We start from the raw sequence: 21,207 nt of genomic DNA, 5'->3' as shown, positions 1-21,207 counted from the left end.
TAGGACGCCCGGCTGGTCAACTACCCCTCGATCAACAAAAGTTCAGCCCGTTAGGGGAAGAAATTCTGACCGGCGGACGCATGGCGGCGGACTCTGATGGGTAAAACCTCTGTTTCCTCACTCCACGCATACCACGCATCACCGCCCTCACGCGCGCCGTGTCCGGGAACCGGACGCCGAAACGACCCCCCTGCCGGTAGGGTCCGCAGCCGTGAGCGACTCATCGGCGGACTTCCTGCAGACCACCCGCGCCTCCTACGACGCGATCGCCAAGGACTACGCGGCCCGCTTTCCGACCGGCCTCACCCACCCCCTGGACCGCACGCTGGTCATCGCCTTCGCCGACCTGGTCACGGCGAACGGCACGGCACCCGTGGCCGACCTGGGCAGCGGCCCCGGCGACGTCACCGCACTGCTCCACGAGAGGGGCGTACCGGCCTTCGGGGTGGACGTCTCCCCCACCATGGTGGCCCTGGCCCGTGAAACCCACCCCGGCCTGCGCTTCCACGTCGGCACGATGACGTCCCTGGACCTCCCCGACGCCACGCTGGGCGGCATCCTCGCCCTGTACTCCACGATCCACGTCCCCGACGACCACCTCCCGACAGCCTTCGCCGAGTTCCACCGCACGCTGCTCCCGGGCGCCCCCGTCCTCCTGTCCTTCCAGTCCGGCACGGAACCGGGCCGCCTCCACCTGTCCGAACGCTTCGGCCACGAGATCGCCCTCGACTACCACTGGCGCACGCCGGACCAGATGAGGGCGCTGCTCACGGCCGCGTCCCTGGAACCGGTGGCCACGCTCCTGCGCGAACCCCAGGACACGGAAACCCGCCCCCGCGCATTCCTCCTGTACCGCAAGCCACTGCCCTGACGGCTCCTCCCCGCCCCGAGACACAACTGGCAGACCGGGGCCCACACCCCCACCTCGACCAGCCAGCTCATCGAGCCCCCGGGCCCAAACCCACCAATCACCTCTCGCGACCGGACCGTGCCTCTCGCGAGCCGGCGCGATCAGGAGACGGCCGTGTCGAGAACGCCGGCGAGTTCGGCGGGCGCGGACAGCATCGGCCAGTGCCCGGTGAGCAGGTCGAAGCGCCGCCACGGCGGCTGGTTCACGAAGGCCAGCATCGGCACCCCGGCATCCAGCAGTCCCGTGAAGTCGTGGCAGGCGACCAGGACACGGTCCACACCGCTGCCGGGCTCGACCGGGCCGGCCAGGCGCTGGGTGTAGGTACCGAACGGCTGAGGGGTGGCACGCGCGCGCAGAACGGCCCGCTGGTCCTCGTCGAGCCCGTCGAGGCTGCTGGACAAGCCCAGGAACTCGAAGGACGGCATCGGCAGCCGCCACCCGTCGCCGGAAGCGGAAACCTGCTGGCGCAGCTGGTCCGCCGCCTGCGGTGGCATGAGGTCGAGCATGCACATGCCCGCGGCGAACGGGGCGCTGTCCACGTAGACCACGCGCTCCAGCCGGTCACCGAGACGTCCGGCCGCCCCAGTGACGGGGGCAGCCGCGTAGCTGTGGGCGACCAGCGTGACGTCGCGCAGATCGTTCCGCTCGACGAATCCGGTGATGTCCGCGATGTGCGTGTCCAGGTCCGTCCGGGGTCCGCCCCGATCGGTGAGCTCGGCCAGGCCCGTGAGGGTCAGCGGCAGCGCCGTGTGGCCGCGCTCCCGCAGCGCACGGGCCGTGTCTTCCCAGGCCCATGCCCCGAGCCAGGCGCCGGGAACCAGTACGTAAGTGGCCATGTGGTCGGTCTCCCCAGAAGTACCAGAAGTGCCAGAACTAGGTGCTGCGGGGAGCGTAGGGTCGATACAGGACAGAATCCGCCCTGATATATCGAGTGATCATGTCGCATCCTCTGACCCGCGTGCTGACCCTGCTGGAACTGCTCCAGTCCAACGCCCAGCTCACCGGGGCGGAGCTGGCCGACCGCCTGGACACCGACGTGCGCACGGTGCGCCGGTACACCGCCCACCTGCGGGAACTGGGCATCCCCGTCCAGGCGGAGCGGGGCCGCTACGGCGGCTACCGGCTGGCCCGCGGTTACCGGATGCCGCCCTTGGTCCTCACCAACGACGAGGCTCTCGCCGTCGTCCTCGGCCTGCTCGCGGCGGAACGTCTGGGCATGGGCACGGCCGCGCCGGCCACTGCCGGTGCCCTGGCCAAGATCGAGCGGGTCCTGCCGCACGCACTGCGCGAACCGCTCGCCGCCATGCGGGAAACCCTGTCGTTCACCGCCGGCGCCGTGACCGGGCAGGCCCCCGGAACCGGCGTCCTGCTCTCCCTGGCGCAGGCTTCCCGCTCCCGGACGACCGTCGGCATCAGCCACCGGTCCTGGCGCGAGGAACACACCGAACGCGACGTCGACCCCTACGGCGTCGTCTTCCACACCGGCCGCTGGTACGTCGTCGGCCACGACCACCTCCGCGACGGCCTGCGTACCTTCCGCATCGACCGCATCGCCTCCGTCACCTCCCGGGCCGGCGGCTTCACCACACCCGACGGCTTCGACCCCGTGGCCCACCTGACCTCGACCCTGGCCCAGGGGCCCTATCGCTGGCAGGTCGAGGTCACCATCCAAGGCCCCCTCGGTGAGATCACCCGCCGGCTGCCGCGCTCCGCGGCGACCCTCACCGCCCGGCCCGACGGCGTCCTCATGCGCGCGAGGGCGGAACGGCTGGACGGCATGGCACACCTGCTGGCCTCCCTGGAATGGCCCTTCACCATCCACCGCCCCGACGAACTACGGCAGTCGCTCAAGGACCTGGCCGCCCGGCTGGCCGCGACCGCGGACCGAGCACCGGGAGGACCCCCACGCTAACGGCACGCGGCCGCCATCGCGCTCACTCCCTGCCTGCGCCGCGTGCCGCTATCCCGCCGCGAGCTCGCACCACACGAACTTCCCCCGGTCCCCGAAACGCGCCGACGGCTGCCAGCCCCACCCATCGGCACATGCCCTCACCAACCCCAGACCTCGCCCTCCCTCCTCCAACCCGACGGACTGCCCCCATCCCGGCGACGGAGGCGGCGGTGCCGGGTCCGTGTCCCACGCCCCGATCCACACCACCCCCTCCCGGGACCGGCGCACCCTCAGCGCCGCCGGCCCCTTCGTGTGCCGCACGGCGTTCGACACCAGCTCCGTCGCAAGCAGCTCCGCCGTGTCCACGAGGCCGATCAACCCGTGCATCGTGAGGATGAGGCGCAGGGTGCGACGGCACACGGTCACCGCTCTGAGGTCGTTGGGGATGTAGAGGTTGTAGTCCCAGGGCTCGTTTTCGGGCATGCGAAATCGACTCCGTCGGTGTTGGGGTGAGGGAGATGCGCAAGCGGTGGCTTCACCGCAGCCGTCGTGGCACGACGGAGCAACGCACTCCCGCTACGTGTGCATCACGTCACCGACGGTAGGGATAAACATTTATGTTTGGCAAGCCGGTCCCGTAACCTGACACTCGAACGAGTCGCGCGCACCGGCGCGTTGGGAGGACCAGTCGATGGCACTGAGGGCCGAGCCGACAGCACGTCAGGTGCGCTTGGCAGTCGAGTTGCGCAGACTGCGCGACGCGGCGGGCCTGACGGCCAGGGAGGCGGCAACGCTCCTCGACGTGAGTGCTCCGCAGATCAGCCAGATCGAGTCAGGCCTCGCGGGCGTGAGCGAGAAGCGGCTGCGCCGCCTCGTCTCGAACTACTCGTGCACGGACGACGCACTGATCGACGCCCTGGTAGCCATGGCGACCGACCGCACACGTGGCTGGTGGGAGGAGTACCGGGAGCTGTTGCCCACCCCGTTTCTCGATCTCGCCGAGCTGGAACACCACGCGACCTTCCTGCGAGAGGTCCAGTTCCTCTTCGTTCCCGGCCCCCTCCAGACGGAGGATTATGCACGCGCCGTCTTCTCGTACCGGGTTCCCGAGTTGCCCGCCGAAGACATCGAACTGCGGGTACGCCACAGGATGCAGCGCAAGGCAGCTGTCGCAGGGACCCCGTACGAGGTGATCGTCCACGAGGCGGCGCTGCGCATCATGGTCGGCGACCGGAACGCCTCGCGAGTCCAACTCGCACACATTCTGGAACGTTCGGCGGAGCAGCACGCCACCGTGCGCGTCATCCCCATGCGCCTTGAGGGATTCGCAGGCGCCGCAAGCGCCATGACGTACGCCGGAGGAGCCGTCTCAAAGCTGGACACCGTCGTACGCGACGGACCTCATGGAGCGGCGTTCATCGACTCCGAAGCCCAGCTGGTCGCCTATCGAACACTCTTTCATAAAGTGGAGGCCGCGTCGCTCGACCCCGAGCGCTCGCGCGACCTCATCCACAGGCTGGCGAAAGAGCTGTGAGGCATCCCATGGAGACGCCCGACAATTGGCGGAAGTCGTCCTACTCAGGGCCTGGCGACGGCGACTCCTGCGTGGAGATCGCGAACTCACCCACCCACATAGCCATACGCGACTCCAAGGACCGATCCGCGGGCATCCTCACCTTCCCAGCCGCGGTCTTCGCCCCCTTCATCGCATCTCTGAGACTTGACCAGCGCCCCTGAACGACCTGAGCCGATCGACGCCCGCCGCACGATCGCGACGTCACGCCGTCGTGACACCGGGGCCCACGACGGGAGTCGTCACTCCAACCCGCAGCGTGCCATCAACGGACGGCGCCAGTTGGGACACCGTCCCGTCTGCCGCGTTCCGGGCCAGGAGTGCGGGAGCACCAGTCGCCGTCGGGACATGGCGTACCGCCCAGCCGGCGCTCTCGAAGTAGGCCTGCGCCCGCTCCAGCGCCTGAACCGTCTTGTCGCTCCCCGCTGGCTGGGTCGACCAGGCGTGGTGGGCGTAGGTGTCTCCACCCTCCTGGTAGGTGGCGAGGCCCTCTCCCTCCCTCGCCGGTGCATGTTGCAACCGGAGTACGTCATAGATGCGGCTGGAGTGGCCGAGCGCCCGTCGCTCGGCCTGCTCATCTGCGGGAAGGGGAACACGCTGAAAGGAGGCCGGGTCGGCCGAGGAGGCAGCACTCGGCGTGAAACAAGGTGAGGTCACACCGATAGAGGCAAGGCCTTCACCCTTTTCCTTGTCCACAACACCGGTGATGGCGTCCATCCAGAAGTCGTCGCGATCAGTACGCATGCTCACCGTGGGGAAAGGATCGGACCAGTCGGCGTCTGATGACTGGAACTTGTAACCCTTCTTCACCCAGGCGTCCCGCGCTTGCCGCACCAGGTTCTTGGCCTGAGTGCCCGGTACGCCGGTGAGCTGGTATGTGAGGCTGACCTGTTGACGCCCGCCAGAGCTGTGGTCGTCCGCAAGGCAGGCTCCAACAGGTACAGGACCGACCCGTTTGAGAGTCGGCTTCGGCGACATGCCATCCACCGCCTGCCGAATGATCTGCTCGGCGCGTTTCATTGCTTGCTGCTCATCCATGGCACCCTGCTTCGACGTAGTCGTACTCGTTCCGCCCTCGTCCTGATTCGACCCGCAAGCAACTACCGCGCCTGTGGTGATCAGCATTGCGGCAACCGATACCGCTCTACCCAGTTTCACGGCTTTCCTCCGGTTACGATCTTCGCCATGTTGTTCAAGGAGTCTCCCTCCCAGTACTGGGAGTGCGCAGGCATCAACCCATCCGAGAGCGGCAACTTCCCATCGGCAACGTGGAAGGTCTGACCGCCAAACTCGTCCGATGTCGGATCATTGCCGTACATGACCGAATGGTCGTTGAAAAGGCGCCAGTATGCCATCGGGTTCAGGGGTGCCAGTGTTCCGGAGGGCGGCGGAGCGAGATTAACCAGATCGTTCTTGGCAGTGGCCGCCCAGACGCGGTCGGATCCGATGTTCAAGTCCTTGGCGTGTCCGACGCCCACGCCAGGGCTGCCCACGAGGATGGCGTTGTCGACGGGCAGGTCGGGGTGGTCCCGCATGGTTTCACCGGCGACAAGGGTGCCATAGCTGTGTCCCAATAGCGTGGAGTTGACCGATCCCTGATGAGAGGTATCGATTCCCGTCAGAAACTCAGTCAGTGGCTCACGGGCAGCATCAGCGTACTTGGCATCCGTCGCGTCACCGAGGAGGCTCTGTGGGGCGTCATACCCGAGCCATGCGATCGATGCGGTGGAGTGCGCGGGGTCCATGCGTTCCGCTTTTACTTGAAGCGCTAAGGCATGATTAATGTCGCCGTCGATGCCATTCAGAGTGGAACCGGTTCCAGGCACATAGGTGACCACGTTGTCCGCGGTGTCAGGATTGCCGATCGACACGATGGCATGCCCCCGGTTCCTGGTGTCGAACCCGAGCAGATAGGGCCGGGTTTCTTCGCCAGTACTGGTGTCGAAACGCTGCTGGATCGCCTCCATGCCGTCGAGCCCTCCGCGCGCGCCTTTCCGTGCCTTCTCCCAGTCCTTCCACTCCTGGCTTTCGACCATCGCGCCCTTCACCTCGGTGCCCGTTAGCGGATTGATGTAGGGCGTGTACCGCTTGGGTTCGGGATGGTCCTTCAACCAGGCGTCGTAGTCCAGTTGCGCCTCGGAGCGTGCCTCATCGAGCACTGTACGGTTGGCTTGGTCCCGTGCGGCGGCCGGAAGTCCGTCCATCGCGCCGATCGAGTCCGGATGCACGGCCAGGTAGTCCGACTGTTGCTCCGGAGTGAGCCCCTTCCACCAAGCCGCATTGCCCTTTGGGCTGCCGTCCTTCGGTGGATGCGGCAGGGAGCCGAGGTAGCCCTTGCTTGCGGTGCGGACACCATCGGTGTCGGACTTGACGTCCGTCCAGTCCCGAGCGGATACCACCAGGTCGTCGTCGGCCTTGAGCGCACGCAGTTTCGGTGCCCACTTGTGGTCGGCTTCCTCGGCCTCCTGCAGTGCGTCGCCGATGCGGTTCGCCAAGTCCTGGGCCTTGCCGAAATTCGGATTGGGGTGCATGTTGGCCGCCGTGCGTTCCAGCGACGCCGAGGTCGGGTTCGTCGGGCTGGTCCCCGGCGGCATGGTGCCGCCCTCTGGTGCTTTGCCGTCGACTTCCTTGCCGCCCGCCGGGTAGGTGACCGATCCATCCGTGCCCACGGTGCAACTGGCCGCGTGTGCGTCCGCCAGCGCTGCCTCCAACTTCCGCTTCGCGGCACCCATGTCGAAGGCGAATCCATTCAGCGCGGTGCTGGCCAGAGCGCACTCTGTCTGAACGTAGTGGAAGTTCTTGGACAGCTTTCGAAGTTCTCCGAGAACCGCCTTCGCTGCCTCACCCCTGAGCTGATTGCGAATTCCGGCAGAGATCTGGTTATCTACCGCGTCCATGGACGAGCCAGCCATATCGCTTATGGCCCGGTACCCGTCAGCCGCTTCCTCGTACTCGGACGGCTTGAAATCCTTCAGCGTCGCGATATCCATGACCACCGATCACTTGCCCTTCGAGTGGCCGCCGAGCGGATCGGTGTCCTGATATTTGATGCTGATTTTGTCCAGTTGAGCCTTGACGTCCGAGTCGAGCATCCAGAACTCATGCCCCGACCGCTCCATCAGACCGCCCAGGTCACCGCAACGGCCGCTCACATCATGGACGTACCTTCTCCAGGAGTCGAATAACTCCTTCTGCGCCGTTGCCGACTGTAATCCGGTCGTATCACCCAGGCCCGACTGCCCTTCCTCCAGCTTTGTCAGCGCCTTGCCGATGTCGTCCTTCAGCCCTTTGGTGTCCCCACCGGCCTTAATCCACGCCTGCTTCTTGGACTTCAACTGTGGCGAGAGTCCACCGCCGGATGAAGATCCCCCCGGATCGGCCGGGATGCTGTTGAGCCGCATCTGAGTGGAGGCACGCGCCGCCGCATCCGCCTTAAGCTGTTCCCACTCTGCCCAGGACATGCCTGATTCCCTCCCCGTATCCCCGTTGCCGGCAGCCCGGCCGACGCGGCATGGTCCGTGCACACGTCGTGAAGCAGAAAAGACCCTATCTGGAGGGAACTTACGGGCTCTGCATTCCGGCCACATCCGTACCCGCCGCCACAGTGGCTGAGTATCCGTACTCATGCCGGCGGCAGTGAGGCACCGGTGTGTGGTCGCCGTGCGCCCGTTACGCCAGCGCCGCCACCGACGTCAGCCGGTGTACGTCCCGTGCCGTTCCCGTCACCCCGGACAGGAAGCCCTGGGCGCGGGGTGACGCCGTTTCCGTCAGCCAGGACGGGTCGATGTCGCAGACCGCCACGCGGACTCCAGTGCCGGCCAGGGCCAGGGGGAGGGTGTGGACGACCGTGGAGGGGAAGCTGAGGATCGTGCGTCCGATCGGGCCGCGGCGGGCGATGAGTTCCAGCGGGAGGTCCGGGCGGACTATCTCCAGGCCGGTCTCGGCGGCCAGGCGGTGGAGCTTGTCGGTGCTCTCGCGGCGGTGGGCGAAGTACCGGGTCGTGCCGTGGACCTCGGCCAGGCCGCGGACGGCCTCCAGGTAGCGGTCGCCGTCGACGACCCCGGTCTCCACCAGGGACGTGCCGACCATGTCCGCGCCCTTGGTGATGCGCGGGGGTCCGAAGCGGGAGCGGGTCCAGGCGAAGTCGTTGGCGGTGACCGTGACGCCGTCCGGGGTCTCCGTCACCGGCATGGAGGAGAAGACCTCCACCCGGCGGCCCTCGGCCGGGGTGAGGCGGCGGCGGGCCGAGGCGGAGACCGGGGCGAAGAGCAGGTCAAGCGGGCCGCGGCGGCCGCCCTTGCGGTGCCAGCGGACCAGGCGTTCGCCGCGGGCCAGCTGGGCGACGAACTCCATCGTCGCCGTGCCGTCGTCGACCACGACCAGGTCGCGGGCGCGGGTGATGGTCAGCAGCAGCTGTACGTAGCGGGAGAACGGGTCCCCCATGACGATCCGGTCGGCGCGGCGCAGCGAGCCGGCCAGGCCGCCGATCGTGTGGAAGGGCGCGGTGGTGCCACCCCGCGCCTCCTCCCAGCGCACCCGGTGCCCCTCGTCCCGGGCCAGGTCGGCCATGCGGCGCAGCTGGCCCCGGGTCATGGGGTCGGTCGGGGACAGGACGACGACCGTGAGCTCCGCGCCTGCCGGTGGCGTCCCACCGGCCACCGTCCGCCGTTTCTGGGCGGGCACGGACGGCAGGGCGTCCGGCCGCGCGCCCTGCAGGCCGTGCAGGTGCGCCCACTCCAGCACGTTGAGCAGCTGGACCGGGCTCTCCACGAAGGCGAGCGTGCGGGGAGGGTGGCCGGTGTGACCGGCGCGGGGGCTCATCGGCGTACGACCGTCCCGTCGTAGGGCATTCCGTCGGGCATTGCGTCGAGCGGTGCGTCGAGTAGTGCGGTATGGAGTTCGGTGCGTGATTCGTCAGCGGACCGGCGGGCCGGCGGGCCGGCGGGCCGGCGGGCCGCCCGACGGTCCGGTCGGTCAGACCGCGACCGGCTCGCCCGCGGCCGCCGCGATCTCCTCCTCGGCGACGACGCCGGTGACGCGGCGCAGCTTCTTCATCGGGCCCATCTCGGAGTCGTAGACCTTCTTCACGCCGTCACCGAGGGAGGCCTCGATGGTGCGGATGTCCCGGACCAGGCGGGTGAGGCCCTGCGGCTCCACCGAAGCGGCCTGGTCGGAGCCCCACATGGCGCGGTCGAGGGTGATGTGGCGCTCGACGAACACCGCGCCCAGCGCGACCGCCGCGAGGGTGGTCTGCAGGCCGGTCTCGTGGCCGGAGTAGCCGATCGGGACGTTCGGGTACTCCTTCTCCAGCGTGTTGATCACGCGGAGGTTCAGCTCCTCGGCCTTGGCCGGGTAGGTGGAGGTGGCGTGGCACATGAGGATGTTGTCCGAGCCGAGGACCTCGACCGCGTGGCGGATCTGGCGCGGGGTGGACATGCCCGTGGAGAGGATGACCGAGCGGCCCGTGGCGCGCAGGGCGCGCAGCAGCTCGTCGTCCGTGAGGGAGGCGGAGGCCACCTTGTGGGCGGGGAGGTCGAACTTCTCCAGGAAGGCGACGGCCTCGGTGTCCCACGGAGAGGCGAACCAGTCGATTCCCTTCTCCTTGCAGTACTCGTCGATCCGGCGGTACTCGTCCTCGCCGAACTCCACGCGGTGGCGGTAGTCGATGTAGGTCATCCGGCCCCAGGGGGTGTCGCGCTCGATGTCCCACTGGTCGCGCGGGGTGCAGATCTCCGGGGTGCGCTTCTGGAACTTCACGGCGTCGCAGCCGGCCTCGGCGGCCACGTCGATCAGCTTGAGGGCGTTCTCCAGCTCACCGTTGTGGTTGATGCCGATCTCGCCGCAGACGTAGACGGGGCGGCCGGGGCCGACCTCGCGGGAACCGAACTGGCGCAGACGGGAGTTGGTGCTCATCAGGAGATGTCCTTACTTGGGGAGGGAATCGAGAGAGGGGCCGAGGATCCAGCTGGCGATCTCTCGGATCGCGCCGTCACCGCCGGGGACGGTGGTGACCGCGCGTGCGGCGCCGCGTACGACGTCGTGGGCGCTCGCGACCGCCACGGGCCAGCCGACGAGGGCGAAGCACGGGAGGTCGTTGACGTCGTTGCCGACGTAGAGCACGCGCTCCGGCGCGATGCCCTGCTCCTCGCACCACTGCTTGAGGGCGAGGTCCTTGCGGTCGACGCCGTGCAGCACCGGGAGCCTGAGCTTGCGAGCGCGGGCGGCGACCACCGGGTTCTGTTCCGTGGACAGGATCAGCATCCGCAGGCCGCTCCTGCGGAGGGCCGCGATGCCGAGTCCGTCGCCGCGGTGCACTGAGACGAACTCCCGTCCGTCGGAGTCGATCAGCACCCGGTCGTCGGTCTGGGTGCCGTCGAAGTCGAGGACTACGGCGTCGACGTCGTCGTAGGCCGGGAGGGCGCCGGGGCGGTCCGCGTCGAAGAGCGGAGCGAGGGCCCGGGCACGGGCCAGGTCGTGCGGATCGTCGATCTCCAGCACACGGGCCGGGTCGGTGCGGACCGGCTCGGTGCGGCCGAAGAAGCGGTGCCGGTGCTCACGGAAGCCGGCCGCGTCCATCGCGTAGGCGGCACCGGTCTCCAGCAGGTCCTGGGGGCGGTCCTGGCGGCGGGGGCGGAAGGACTTGTCGTGGTTGACGCCGTAGCCGCCGGCGGACGGCGCGAGGTCGTCGCTCCCGTCCCGCCAGAGGAAGCCGTGGAAGGGGGCGACCGTCAGCGCGCTGTCCGCGCCGTGCTCGATCACCGCTGCCGTGACCCCGTCTATGTCCTCGCGGAGGATGAACGGGCTGGTGCACTGCACCAGCAGCACCACGTCGACAGCGGTGCCGTGCAGGGCCTCGTGGGCGTCCATGGCGTGCAGGACCGCGGCCTCCGAGGTCGCCGTGTCACCGGCGATGGCGGCCGGCCGCAGCACGACCTCGGCCCCGGCCTCCCGCGCGGCGGCCGCGATGGCCTGGTCGTCGGTGGAGACGACGACGTCGGTCACCAGCCGGGACGCCCGGCACTCGCGTACCGCGCGCGCCACCAGCGGGACGCCGCCCACGGGTGCGAGGTTCTTCGCGGGTACGCCCTTGGAGCCGCCGCGGGCGGGGATCACCGCCAGCACCCGGCGCACCGAAGCACCGTGGCCGGCTTCCGGGTCGGACATGGGTTCCACTCCTTGGGGTCGGTTCACGGCTCGCCCGTCCGCCTTCGTCTCGTTCACGGCTCGCCCGTCCACCTGGCTCTGGTTCACAGCTCGCCCATCCGCCGGATCACCGGGGCGACCCGCTGCACGCCGTGCCGGTAGGCGCCGCGCGCGGCGCGGCGCACGATCTGGCGGACGGGGCCGGGCGCCTTGTCGGCGGCGGGCGCGCCGGGCAGCGGGGCGCCGTCCGGGCCGAGGTGGTGGCGGGCGAGGATGCCGGGCAGGTAGCCGGGCGCTGTCCGGGGGGTGTAGTAGGGGTCGAGGGGAGGCAGGCCGCCGGGGCGGTCCAGCAGCACGGCGATGCGGTCGCGGGCGGTGTCGAACGCGGTGGCGTACGACCCGTCGGCGGCGACGCCCTGCCGGGCCACCCACTCCTCGTCCGGCACCGGGCGGTGCCCGGCGTCCAGCTGGTCCCAGGAGGCGAGGCACCCGGAGCCGGTGAAATGGTGGTTGCCGAGCGCCTCGCGCACACCGAGGTCGGTCAGGACGACCGTCGGGACCCGCCGGTGCAGGGCCTCCAGGGCGGCCGTGGAGCTGACCGTGACCAGCAGGTCGGTGCGGTCGAGCACCTCGCCCATGTGCCCGTACACGAGGCGGAAGTTGGGCGGCGCGTCCATGCCCTGGACCAGCTTCTGGTACGGCAGTTCCTCGATGTGCGTGGTGTGCTCGCCGGGCTTGGAGCGCAGCTTGAGCAGCACCTCGCGCCCGGGGTGCCGGCGGGCGTGCCCGATCAGCCGGTCGAGCAGGTACGCGCGGTCCCTGCGGCTGTCCGGGACGGACGGCTGGGCGGCGAACACCACGGTGTAGGGGTCGTGTTCGCCGGTGTACGCCTCCCCGCCCAGGAAGGGCAGGGCGACCTCGGTCACCGCGGAGGCGTCGGCGCCCACCCCCTCGTACACGGCCCGGAACCGGTCCGCGTCGTGCCGGGAGTTGGCGAGGACGAGGTCCGCGCCGTGCCGCAGCAGCAGCCCGTCGGCGAGCTTCTCGTAGACGACGCCGACGTAGCCGGTGACGACGACGGGCCGCCTGCCCGAGGCCCAGGCGTTGCGCAGCCCGTGCAGCATCGCCTGGACCCCGCCGCCGACCAGGGCGAGGACGAGGACGTCGTACGACGTCGTGCTCATCTCGCGCAGGAACTCGACGCCGGTGACCTCGCGCAGGGAGTCCGCCGGGACGCCGACTTCCTGGAGCTGGCGGGGTGTCGGGGTGGCGCGTCCCCGCAGGAGGTAGCCGTCGAGCCGTACTCCGGCAGCCGCGGGGGCGAGGCGGCGCGCGGTGAGCGCGCCCCACTTCCACCGGGTGTCGGAGTCCGCGAGGACGGCGATCCGCAGGGACTTCGTTGCACTTGCTGGCACGCCGAAGACGCTAGGAAGCGATTCCTAGGTTCCGCCCAACCGGAATGCAACAAACGGTTAACAGCACACCGCCGGATGGCGAATCGGGTCGCGATCGCAAGCGAAAAAGGCCTGGTTCACAGCTTCGCCACGTGCCGTTCACCCGGCATCAAGCAAGGCGTCAAGACTAATGACGGGCTTCGCCCTAACGTCCGTGACGTGGTCAAGCTCTCCGTCATCGTGCCGTTCTACAACGTCCGGCAATACGCGCCCGACACGCTCAGGAGCCTGCAGGCGAACGCGCGTGAGGACTTCGAATTCATTCTCGTCGACGACTGTTCCCGCGACGGAACGGCAGACATTCTCGCGCGCGCGGAGCGCGAGCTGCCGGGCGCGGTCCTCGTCCGGCACGAACAGAACGGAGGACTGGCGACCGCGCGCAACACCGGTATCGACCGGGCGCGCGGCCGGTACCTCACGTTCCTGGACGGCGACGACTGGACCGCCCCGGGCTACTACGGGCGGCTGGTCGCGGCCATGGAGGGTCTGGACTGCGACTTCCTGCGCACCGACCATGTGCAGTGCACGGCGCGCGCCCGCAGCGTGCACCGGGTGCCCGTCGGCCGGCGGGACACGGTGCTGAACCCGCGTGAGGCGATACTTCCCGCGGACCGCTCGACCTCCGTGGACTACGCCTTCGCCTGGGCGGGCGTCTACCACCGCCGGCTGGTCGAAAAGGGGCTGCTGCACTTCACCGACGGGCTCCGCACCGCCGAGGACCGTCCCTGGATCTGGAAGCTGCACCGCGAGGCGGAATCCTTCGCCGTGGTCAGCCTGCTCGGAGTTTTCTACCGGCGCGGGGTGGCCTCGTCACTCACCCAGATCGGCGATGTGCGGCAGCTCGATTTCATTCGCGCATTCGACCAGGTCATCGCGGAAACCGCCCGGGATCACGAGGCAGCCCTGCTGTTGCCGAAGGCGGTCCGTACCTATTGCGCGATCATTTCCCATCATCTGGGTTCCATCGAAAGGTTCGAGCCGGCTGTGGCAAGGCAATTGAGGTCCCTGAGTGCCGCCGCCCTGCGGCGCATGCCGCAGGACGTGCTGAACGAGGCGCTGGACTCCATGGACGTCCAGCGGGCGACCCGGCTGCGCCGGCTGCGCCGCCGTACGACCGCCACGGGGGCCGCCGCGTGACCACCCAGATCTTCCAGGCGTCGACGCTGTACGGCACGGCCACGCTCGCCGCCGCCCTGGACTCCGGTTGTTTCCGTCCGGCCGACCGGCGGATCCTGCTCGTCTGCAACAACTCGGTCACCCCGGAGACGTCGCCGGGCCTGGACGCGATGCCCGGCTTCGAGCGGCTGCGTGACCGGTTCGACGACGTGGTGTCGTACAACGCGGCGATCTTCCCGTTCCACCCGGGCGGCTGGGCCCCCCGCAGGGACGATCTGCCGCTGTGGGAACGGTATCTGCGCCACGAGTGGCGACTGGGCGATGACGACGTTGAGCTGGCCGTGGAGTCCATCCAGGTCAATCCGTCGCTCAGTCTCGCGCAGATCTTCACCGGCGCTCCGGTCACCGTGTACGCCGACGGCCTGATGAGCTACGGCCCCACCCGCAACAAGATCGACCCCTTGGTCGGCACCCGGGTGGACCGGGTGCTTCACCTGGACCTGCTGCCGGGTCTGAAGCCGCTGCTGCTCACCGAGTTCTCCGTACCCGGCGAGATCGTCCCGACGCCCGCCTTCACCAAGGCACTCGCGGAACTCGCCGCGGTCGGCGACGAGCTGCCGGCGCTGGAGGAGCCCGCGCTGCTGCTCGGCCAGTACCTCTCCGCCCTCGGCATCCTCTCCGTCGAGCAGGAGGAGGAGCTGCATGTGCGGATGCTCAGGGGGGCGGCAGATCTCGGTCACCGCACCGTGGTGTTCAAACCGCACCCGTCCGCGCCGGCCCACTTCGCCCAGTCGCTGGAGAGGGAGGCGGAGGCGCTGGAGGTCGAGCTGACCGTGCTGGACACACCAGTGCTGGCGGAGGTGCTGTACCAGCGGATGCGTCCCGCGCTGGTCGTGGGCTGCTTCTCCACCGCGCTGCTCACGGCCACGGCGCTGTACGGTCTGCCGGTCGCCCGGGTCGGCACCGATCTGCTGCTGGAGCGGTTGACGCCGTTCGAGAACAGCAACCGCGTCCCGGTCACCATCGTCGACGCCCTGCTGCCCGATCTGGGTGACCGCGCCGCGGTCACCGGGCAGCGCCGGGGCATGGACGTGGAGGCGCTGGGCGCGCTGTTGTCCGCGCTGGGCTTCGCGATGCAGCCGAAGATCCTGCCGGGGCTGCGCGCGCAGGCCGAAAGCTATCTGGCGAGGAACCTGGACGACCGGGTCCTGCGCTACTTCAAGCGCAGGCGTCTGACCGCGCTCGCGCTTCCCGGCGGGGTGCCGGTTCAGCTGGCGTTCATTCCGCGCAACGCGACTGTCCGCCGGGTGGCCCGCAAGGCCCGCAGCCTGCGCCGGGGCGTACGCCGCTGATCGCCCGTCTCAATCCCCGTCGTCCACGGGCCCACTCGTCGCGGGCCCACTCGCCACGGGCCCACTCGTCACGGACCTGCCCCCGCCGTTCGCCACAGGCCCGTCACCCCTGCGGGAGTCGTCCGGCTGCGCACCGGGTTACGCGCTGGCCAGCGACAGCTTCACCGCGAACCCCAGGAACAGTGCGCCCGCCGCCGAGGTGGCCGTCGCCGACAGCCGCTTGCGGCGGCGGAAGGCGGCGGCGAGGCGGGTGCCGCCGAATATCAGGGCGCTGAGGTAGAGCACGCTGGCGAGCTGGGCGAACGCGCCGAGGACCACGAAGGACAGGGCCGGGTAGGCGTAGCCCGGGTCGACGAACTGCATGAAGAAGGCGCCAAAATCCAACTGCCTGTACGCTCGCGCCCGTGATCGCTACGAAGGCTGCTCCCGAGTGGACCGCCGAGGAACTGGCAGAGCTGGCCGAACTTCAGGCCAGGAACGAGGCGCTTCCGGAGGCCGCGCCCCGTGGACTCCTGTCGGTGCGACTGTCGATCCTCACGGAGGACACCACCAGCCCAGCGCGACAGGAACTTGACCTTCGCCGCCATGCCATCCGAGAGGGCGTCAGGGTTGTCGGCGTGGCCAGGGACCTCGGAGTGTCTGCGACCAAGAAGGCGCCCTGGGAACGGAAGGAACTCGGGGACTGGCTCAACAATCGCATACCAGAGTTTGACCTCATCCTGTTCTGGAAGTTGGACCGGTTCATCAGGCGCATTTCTGACCTGCACGAAGTCATCAAGTGGTGCGAGAAGTTCGGAAAGAACCTAATCTCCCTGAATGACACGCTGGACTTGTCATCTCCCGTGGCTCAGGCCATGGTGACGTTCGTTGCGGCAGTCGCAGAGATTGAAGCCGCCAACACTAAGACCCGCGTTTCATCCCACTGGGAATACACTAAGCAGCAGGACCAATGGCGTATTGGTAAGCCATCCTATGGCTACAAGACTGCCAAGGTGGGCGGGAAAATCCGCCTAGTACAAGATCCCAGGCAGGCACGGGCAGTGCGCTACATGTACCAAGCCGCAATGCGAGGGGTTCCGGCAAACCGAATTGCCAAGGTCCTAGATAGAGCCAAGGTTCCGACCTACAGCAACGGGAAATGGAACAACCAGCAGATTCTCAGAACTCTTAGGAATCCTGCCGTTAAGGGGGTTCGCACCGAAGGAGGCACGAAAGCGACTACCTACAAGTCTACGCCGGTCCTAGACAGGAAGGGCCTGGAAATCAGGGTCACGGATGAACCGATCCTGACTGATGAAGAATTCGAGGGCGTACAAGCAGCACTTGCCACCCGCTCGAAGAACAAGCGTCATCATGAGAAGAACCGCCGCCCCACCAGGTTTCTCGGCGTCATGAAACACGAATGCGGAAGAAACGTTAACGAAACGAACAACTACAAAACGCTTTCTACTGGAGAAGTGAAAGAGTACCGATATTTGCGGTGCCCCGAGTGCCGGAAGCCCGGATTCGTAACACCCGATCCTGAGCATGTGTACTCAGCTCTGGCGCAGGCCGTCTTTCAGGCCCTGGGTGATTTCGAGGTGATCCGGCGAGAGTACGCCCGAGGCGACGAGAACAGGCGCGAGCGGAAGCGACTGGAAGATTCCATCGCCTACTACATGTCTGGGCTGGAGCCTGGCGGAAGGTTCGATAAGGCCGGATTCATTCGCGAGAAGGCAGAGACCACGCTAGACGCTCTCATGATCGAATTGACGAAGATCGACCCGGAGTCCACGAAAGATAGGTGGATCTACGAAGGCACCGGCATGACCTACAGCCAACATTGGAAGGCCGGTGGCGTAGAGGCCATGGAGAAGGATCTACTGAGCGCCGGAATAACTTTCGAACTTGGGAAACAGGACGATGGGGAACTGTTGGGGCGGTTGATCATTCCGCACGATGTCGAGCAGCGACTGATCAGGATGGACAACAACTGGAGTTGACCACACCGGCGCACCCCGTGAAAAAAATGCCCCCTCTGGACGGAGGGGGCATTATTCATGTCAACTCTAGGAAGGGTAGATCACATCAGCAACGACTCTCCAGTTACCGTCCTGATCCTGGATCAGGGTTACAACACGCATATTCCCCCCGTCGTTGCGGTCAGCGGCGCCGAGGCCGTGTGCCGGGCGCTGGTAGCGAAGAAAGTTTGCGGTGCTACCCCCTGGCGAAATCAAAGGGAACCGTTTAAACGCCTCTACTTGAATCAGCCAGGGATAGTGCGGTAAATCTGAGCCGCGCACCCGCGCCACACGCCCTCACGACTCGGAGGCACCCCCCAAGGTGAGCACCCGCATAGATCACGACCTTTGGCGCCGATGCATAGCCCACGACCCGCGCATCCGACAGAACACCTTCGCCGTGGGAATGGCCTTCTAGATGTTCGGTGACTACACGGACGGGACGGACGTGTTCCCGTCCACGGCGACCATTGCCGAGATCGTCGGGCTATCCAACGCGACGAAGGTGCACCCGCACCGCAGGAAGCTCGTCGAGTGCGGCTACCTCGCCGACACTGGCGCCCGTTCCGGCGCCGATACCGTCGTCTACTGCCTCACTGCGCCGGTCGAAGTGGTTGCGGCCGTCAAGGCCGGGCGGGAAGGCCGCTCGCGCAAGCTTCAGAAGGGCTCTCAGAGAGCCGCTACCTTTCCTGCCGACCAGTCGGACCAGAGGCCGGCAGAACGGTCTTCTACGGCCCTTACGGGGCCAATTGAACTAACCTTGGACCAGAAGACTTGGTTCCTCGGCGGTGGTGACCCGAATTCCTGGCCGTGGGGTGTACCTCTTCGAGTACACCTGCCTTGGCCGAAGAATGTAAGAGATAGACAGGCAGCCTGGCGGAGCCTGTCTCTGGCCTAGGCCGGTAGCTCGAAGCTGCGGAGCATGGCTGAGAGCTGAAGAACAAGACTCCTTCGATACTCGGAGTCTCTGTAGCCAAGGGCATAGCGACGACTCCCTCGCGGGAGTCGAAGTGGCTGAATTTAGTTGATCGAGGTGTAGCGCTCTACCGCTTCAACGACCAGATGCCGAAGCTGTCTGCCGCTGCAAAGCACGAAGTAGGTAGCGTATTTTCATGCTTCTGCTGAGCACGAACCATGCAGAGACCTAGAGTATGCCCGGATCTTTGCAGCTCGTCGTTTTGTTCACGCTGCTTCGCGTTGTCGGTCATCGTGTTCCCAAAAACAATGAGAGTGGACATCATGGAAACCGCCAGAACGAAAACTGCAGCAGCGGGAAGCCGAACGCCCTTCCTGTTTGGATCTGTGGTGGGTACGTTTCTGGGGGAAACCCCAGAAAGGGGCGCGATGAAGCGAAATTTGGACTCATCCCCGGGTCCGTCAACAATCACCGAGAAAGACACTTCTTGTCTTCCTACCAGGAGGCTCGGTGCAATCAGCAACCGGTCTTGGCTCGGCGAAATCGACCAACTGGGTGCGGCGCTAGTGTCAGGTGCATTGTCGACACCTTTGACCTCAATGATCTTCGAGTCAAGCTTTACTTCAATCGACGCGCCTCCGTGAAACGAATCAGCGGTGATATCTTTTTTGCCCGCATTTCGAATGAAGAAGTCGATGATGCGGGGCTCCGTGAGCGCGCTACCGCTGTGGGAGACGGCGAGGGCGCTAGCGCCAGACGCCGCTTCGAGAAGTGCCGTGTTCTTTCGCCACTGAAACTCCAGCTGCTGTTTGGGGTTTGAGTATCTGTGACTTAGCCACGCCCCCACCACGGCGCCAACCAGAGTTGTTACAGCACCAACAAAGACGGTCCAAAAGGTTGCTGATTCGAGAAGGGATGCGGCCATGAAGGCCGCCTTGGCGTCGTTCTTGATCACTCTCAGCCCCCGACATGTGTCCCACCTGTGGCACCAAGCCTAGGGCTACGGCGCTGGGTACGGGGCCAGTTGGCCAACCTCGGACCACCAAGGCTGACTAGCCCGCTGACCCCTACGTTCTGGACCACTGACCACAGCACGCCATGCCTCGACGACGCCCCCTTGGAGAGGGGGACTTCGAAACTTTCCGGGGCCCGTTCCGGGCACCCGCGCCCTTCCCTTCGCTTGAACGCGCGGGGGTTAGCTCGGATTGGTGGGAATGGGGCCGTGTCCTCACGTACCCCTGCGCATCCTTATGGATGACCGGGTGTCACGACGCGTTGGGTCGTCGGGGTTGACTAGTACTGGGTTAGGTGTGTGGTTTCAAGTCGCATAACGGGTCTATAGCTAGTGAAGGAAAGAACTTCGGTTCCCAGAGTGCGCTACGTGGAACAAGCCGAGACTCGCCGCAGGTCCCGTAATTCGCCGTTCTAAGACCGGTATTCGTTCCGCCCTGATCTAGGCCGCCCTCACCCATTCGGGTGTCCGGCGGTTTTCGCATGGCCGCTACCCGGCCCGGACCCAAAGAAGGAAAAATGACCACTGTTGAGACCTACGAGAAGCAGGCTAAGGCTGCGCTCGAAGAGCGAGCGCAGCTCATCGCCGACCTTCGCACCGTTGAAGCCGATAGCAGGATGACTGCGGCCGAGAAGCGAGAGCGTGACGAGAATATCGACCGTGACGTTATGCGGCTGGAGGCCGAGGCCCGAGACGCTGTTGAGCGTGGCGAGCGTGAGGCCGAGGTTCGGTCCCTGCTCAAGCGTTCCGGTGCTCCGGGCTTCCTGACTGCTCATCCGTCCTGGACGACTCGGACGGTTGGCGCGGACTCATACCGTCCATGAACGAGTACCGGACGCTGATCGCTGAGGGCACCCCCGGTGCTGGCGGCTACACGGTGCCGAGCAACGTTTCCGCTCAGTACATCGACGCGCTGAAGGCTCAAAGCACGTTCTTTCGTGCTCTCCCTGCCGGAAACGTTCTCTCCTTCGATACGGACGCTCTGAGCATCCCTCAGCTTGTTGAGTCCGATGGTGAGGACTACACGGGCCGCCATGGCCGTGTGATCCCGAGCGACGGCCAGGCCGAGGTTCACCCCAGTCGAGTGTGCGTGTGGCTCCGCCTCGAGGGCGAAGAGCGGGGCCTTGAGTGGCTAGCCGAGATCGAGGATCTAGAACCGCCCCGAGGGGCCACCGCGGAACCCGTAGAAGGCCCGTAGAGACGACGGATGCCCCCGGGCACCCAAGGGTGCCGGGGGGTTCGTCTTGCCCGTGTGAGGCAGGGCGTGTAAACGCTTCGTCGAGCGGCGTTACGGCGTCTTACGTCGCGTGTGACCAGTCGCCACAACGGTCGTGCCGGGCTGAAGCTTCAGCCAGTCCTCATACAGGTCGATAGCACGGGCGACGGCTTCCGTCGTCGTCTCAGCGTCCGTCACACGCATGATGTGGGACAGGGCGGCGTCTATGGCCGGCGTCTTACGGACGGACAGGGTGCGAGACATAAGTCTCCTAAGGAAACACGTTCGTTGTGGGACGCGCTTACGCCTGGACGGTGGCGAAGCGGCGACGGGAACCCCGGACGGTTCCGGCGGATCAACGCTGGCGAATCTGCTCGATCAGGGAAGCCGCTTCAGTGGCCACGCCGACCGAGGGCCGCTCGCCATCGGCGGACCGCTCTACGTCCGCACACTGGCCGCAGATGCCCTGAGACTGGCCGAGGGGCAGAGGGCGCCCGCACTCGCCGCATTCGGCCCGTACGGCGACGGCAGGGGCCGCAGGATCGGCCACGCGGCAACGCCAATATTCGCGTGGCCGGGTATACCGAGGGTCAGGACGCCTCGGGGCTACGCACGGCCCTCACG

The 21,207-nt window shown here is 67.0% G+C and carries 19 protein-coding genes and 1 pseudogene; 8 read left to right on the top strand and 12 right to left on the bottom strand.

What is annotated here, in order from left to right; translation table 11 throughout:
• The first annotated feature begins 211 nt into the window (after nucleotides 1-211).
• Nucleotides 212-871, top strand: a complete 660-nt coding sequence (locus tag IE177_RS01555) for a class I SAM-dependent DNA methyltransferase (RefSeq protein ID WP_190012850.1) — start codon at nucleotides 212-214, stop codon at nucleotides 869-871.
• A gap of 140 nt (nucleotides 872-1,011) precedes the next feature.
• On the opposite strand, the gene IE177_RS01550 is transcribed toward IE177_RS01555, so the two are convergent.
• Nucleotides 1,012-1,746 carry an alpha/beta fold hydrolase gene (locus IE177_RS01550; protein WP_190012849.1) on the bottom strand — a complete coding sequence of 245 codons (735 nt, stop codon included), beginning with the start codon at nucleotides 1,744-1,746 and terminating at the stop codon, nucleotides 1,012-1,014.
• Nucleotides 1,747-1,847: 101 nt separating this feature from the next.
• Between IE177_RS01550 and IE177_RS01545 the strand changes: the two genes are divergently transcribed.
• On the top strand, nucleotides 1,848-2,822 hold the full coding sequence (locus IE177_RS01545) for a helix-turn-helix transcriptional regulator (protein WP_190012848.1): 975 nt from the start codon (nucleotides 1,848-1,850) through the stop codon (nucleotides 2,820-2,822).
• A gap of 48 nt (nucleotides 2,823-2,870) precedes the next feature.
• On the opposite strand, the gene IE177_RS01540 is transcribed toward IE177_RS01545, so the two are convergent.
• Complete coding sequence (locus IE177_RS01540) at nucleotides 2,871-3,284, bottom strand: ATP-binding protein (protein WP_190012847.1); 414 nt, start codon at nucleotides 3,282-3,284, stop codon at nucleotides 2,871-2,873.
• A gap of 208 nt (nucleotides 3,285-3,492) precedes the next feature.
• On the opposite strand from IE177_RS01540, the gene IE177_RS01535 reads away from it, so the two are divergent.
• Together IE177_RS01535 and IE177_RS01530 are read left to right on the top strand one after the other, a co-directional pair.
• Nucleotides 3,493-4,335 carry a helix-turn-helix domain-containing protein gene (locus IE177_RS01535; RefSeq protein ID WP_190012846.1) on the top strand — a complete coding sequence of 281 codons (843 nt, stop codon included), beginning with the start codon at nucleotides 3,493-3,495 and terminating at the stop codon, nucleotides 4,333-4,335.
• Between the two features lie 8 nt (nucleotides 4,336-4,343).
• The gene (locus IE177_RS01530; protein WP_190012845.1) at nucleotides 4,344-4,538 is read left to right on the top strand and encodes a DUF397 domain-containing protein; all 195 of its coding nucleotides are present in this window, start codon (nucleotides 4,344-4,346) and stop codon (nucleotides 4,536-4,538) included.
• Nucleotides 4,539-4,578: 40 nt separating this feature from the next.
• Here the strand turns inward: IE177_RS01530 and IE177_RS01525 are convergent, their stop codons facing one another.
• The 7 genes from IE177_RS01525 to IE177_RS01495 form a co-directional block, all read right to left on the bottom strand.
• Nucleotides 4,579-5,412 carry a hypothetical protein gene (locus tag IE177_RS01525; protein WP_229815847.1) on the bottom strand — a complete coding sequence of 278 codons (834 nt, stop codon included), beginning with the start codon at nucleotides 5,410-5,412 and terminating at the stop codon, nucleotides 4,579-4,581.
• 116 nt (nucleotides 5,413-5,528) lie between these two features.
• A complete protein-coding gene (locus tag IE177_RS01520; RefSeq protein ID WP_190012843.1) occupies nucleotides 5,529-7,364 on the bottom strand; it encodes an alpha/beta hydrolase in 1,836 nt (611 codons plus the stop codon).
• 9 nt (nucleotides 7,365-7,373) lie between these two features.
• On the bottom strand, nucleotides 7,374-7,835 hold the full coding sequence (locus IE177_RS01515; RefSeq protein ID WP_190012842.1) for a hypothetical protein: 462 nt from the start codon (nucleotides 7,833-7,835) through the stop codon (nucleotides 7,374-7,376).
• 208 nt (nucleotides 7,836-8,043) lie between these two features.
• Nucleotides 8,044-9,195: a hypothetical protein gene (locus IE177_RS01510; protein WP_190012841.1), complete on the bottom strand. Its 1,152-nt coding sequence runs from the start codon at nucleotides 9,193-9,195 to the stop codon at nucleotides 8,044-8,046.
• A 153-nt stretch (nucleotides 9,196-9,348) separates the two neighbouring features.
• Entirely contained in the window at nucleotides 9,349-10,287 is a 939-nt protein-coding gene (locus tag IE177_RS01505; RefSeq protein WP_190012840.1) for an N-acetylneuraminate synthase family protein, read from the bottom strand.
• Between the two features lie 12 nt (nucleotides 10,288-10,299).
• Entirely contained in the window at nucleotides 10,300-11,538 is a 1,239-nt protein-coding gene (locus IE177_RS01500; RefSeq protein WP_190012839.1) for an N-acylneuraminate cytidylyltransferase, read from the bottom strand.
• An 83-nt stretch (nucleotides 11,539-11,621) separates the two neighbouring features.
• Complete coding sequence (locus IE177_RS01495) at nucleotides 11,622-12,932, bottom strand: DUF6716 putative glycosyltransferase (protein WP_190012838.1); 1,311 nt, start codon at nucleotides 12,930-12,932, stop codon at nucleotides 11,622-11,624.
• A gap of 198 nt (nucleotides 12,933-13,130) precedes the next feature.
• Here IE177_RS01495 and IE177_RS01490 point away from each other — a divergent pair, with 198 nt between their 5' ends.
• Both IE177_RS01490 and IE177_RS01485 read left to right on the top strand, forming a co-directional pair.
• Complete coding sequence (locus tag IE177_RS01490) at nucleotides 13,131-14,108, top strand: glycosyltransferase family 2 protein (protein WP_190013329.1); 978 nt, start codon at nucleotides 13,131-13,133, stop codon at nucleotides 14,106-14,108.
• Nucleotides 14,105-15,439 carry a polysialyltransferase family glycosyltransferase gene (locus IE177_RS01485; protein WP_190012837.1) on the top strand — a complete coding sequence of 445 codons (1,335 nt, stop codon included), beginning with the start codon at nucleotides 14,105-14,107 and terminating at the stop codon, nucleotides 15,437-15,439. Before IE177_RS01490 ends, IE177_RS01485 begins: the two co-directional genes overlap by 4 nt.
• Before the next feature lie 138 nt (nucleotides 15,440-15,577).
• Here IE177_RS01485 and IE177_RS01480 read toward each other — a convergent pair.
• Nucleotides 15,578-15,823 (bottom strand): annotated as a pseudogene (locus tag IE177_RS01480) (LysE family transporter); the annotation flags it as partial.
• Between the two features lie 20 nt (nucleotides 15,824-15,843).
• Between IE177_RS01480 and IE177_RS01475 the strand changes: the two are divergent.
• Nucleotides 15,844-17,421, top strand: coding sequence for a recombinase family protein (locus IE177_RS01475; RefSeq protein ID WP_229815846.1), 1,578 nt, complete (start codon nucleotides 15,844-15,846; stop codon nucleotides 17,419-17,421).
• 1,061 nt (nucleotides 17,422-18,482) lie between these two features.
• Here the strand turns inward: IE177_RS01475 and IE177_RS01470 are convergent.
• Both IE177_RS01470 and IE177_RS01465 read right to left on the bottom strand, forming a co-directional pair.
• Nucleotides 18,483-19,310, bottom strand: coding sequence for a hypothetical protein (locus IE177_RS01470; RefSeq protein ID WP_190012836.1), 828 nt, complete (start codon nucleotides 19,308-19,310; stop codon nucleotides 18,483-18,485).
• A gap of 509 nt (nucleotides 19,311-19,819) precedes the next feature.
• Nucleotides 19,820-20,143 (bottom strand): hypothetical protein, encoded by a 324-nt coding sequence (locus IE177_RS01465; RefSeq protein WP_190012835.1) that lies wholly within the window; start codon nucleotides 20,141-20,143, stop codon nucleotides 19,820-19,822.
• Between the two features lie 44 nt (nucleotides 20,144-20,187).
• Between IE177_RS01465 and IE177_RS01460 the strand changes: the two genes are divergently transcribed.
• Nucleotides 20,188-20,565 carry a hypothetical protein gene (locus IE177_RS01460; RefSeq protein WP_190012834.1) on the top strand — a complete coding sequence of 126 codons (378 nt, stop codon included), beginning with the start codon at nucleotides 20,188-20,190 and terminating at the stop codon, nucleotides 20,563-20,565.
• Nucleotides 20,566-21,207 lie beyond the last annotated feature (642 nt).

The sequence above is a fragment of the Streptomyces lucensis JCM 4490 genome, from assembly GCF_014650035.1.
Classification (GTDB): domain Bacteria; phylum Actinomycetota; class Actinomycetes; order Streptomycetales; family Streptomycetaceae; genus Streptomyces; species Streptomyces lucensis.
This window is presented reverse-complemented; position numbering and strand designations above follow the sequence as displayed.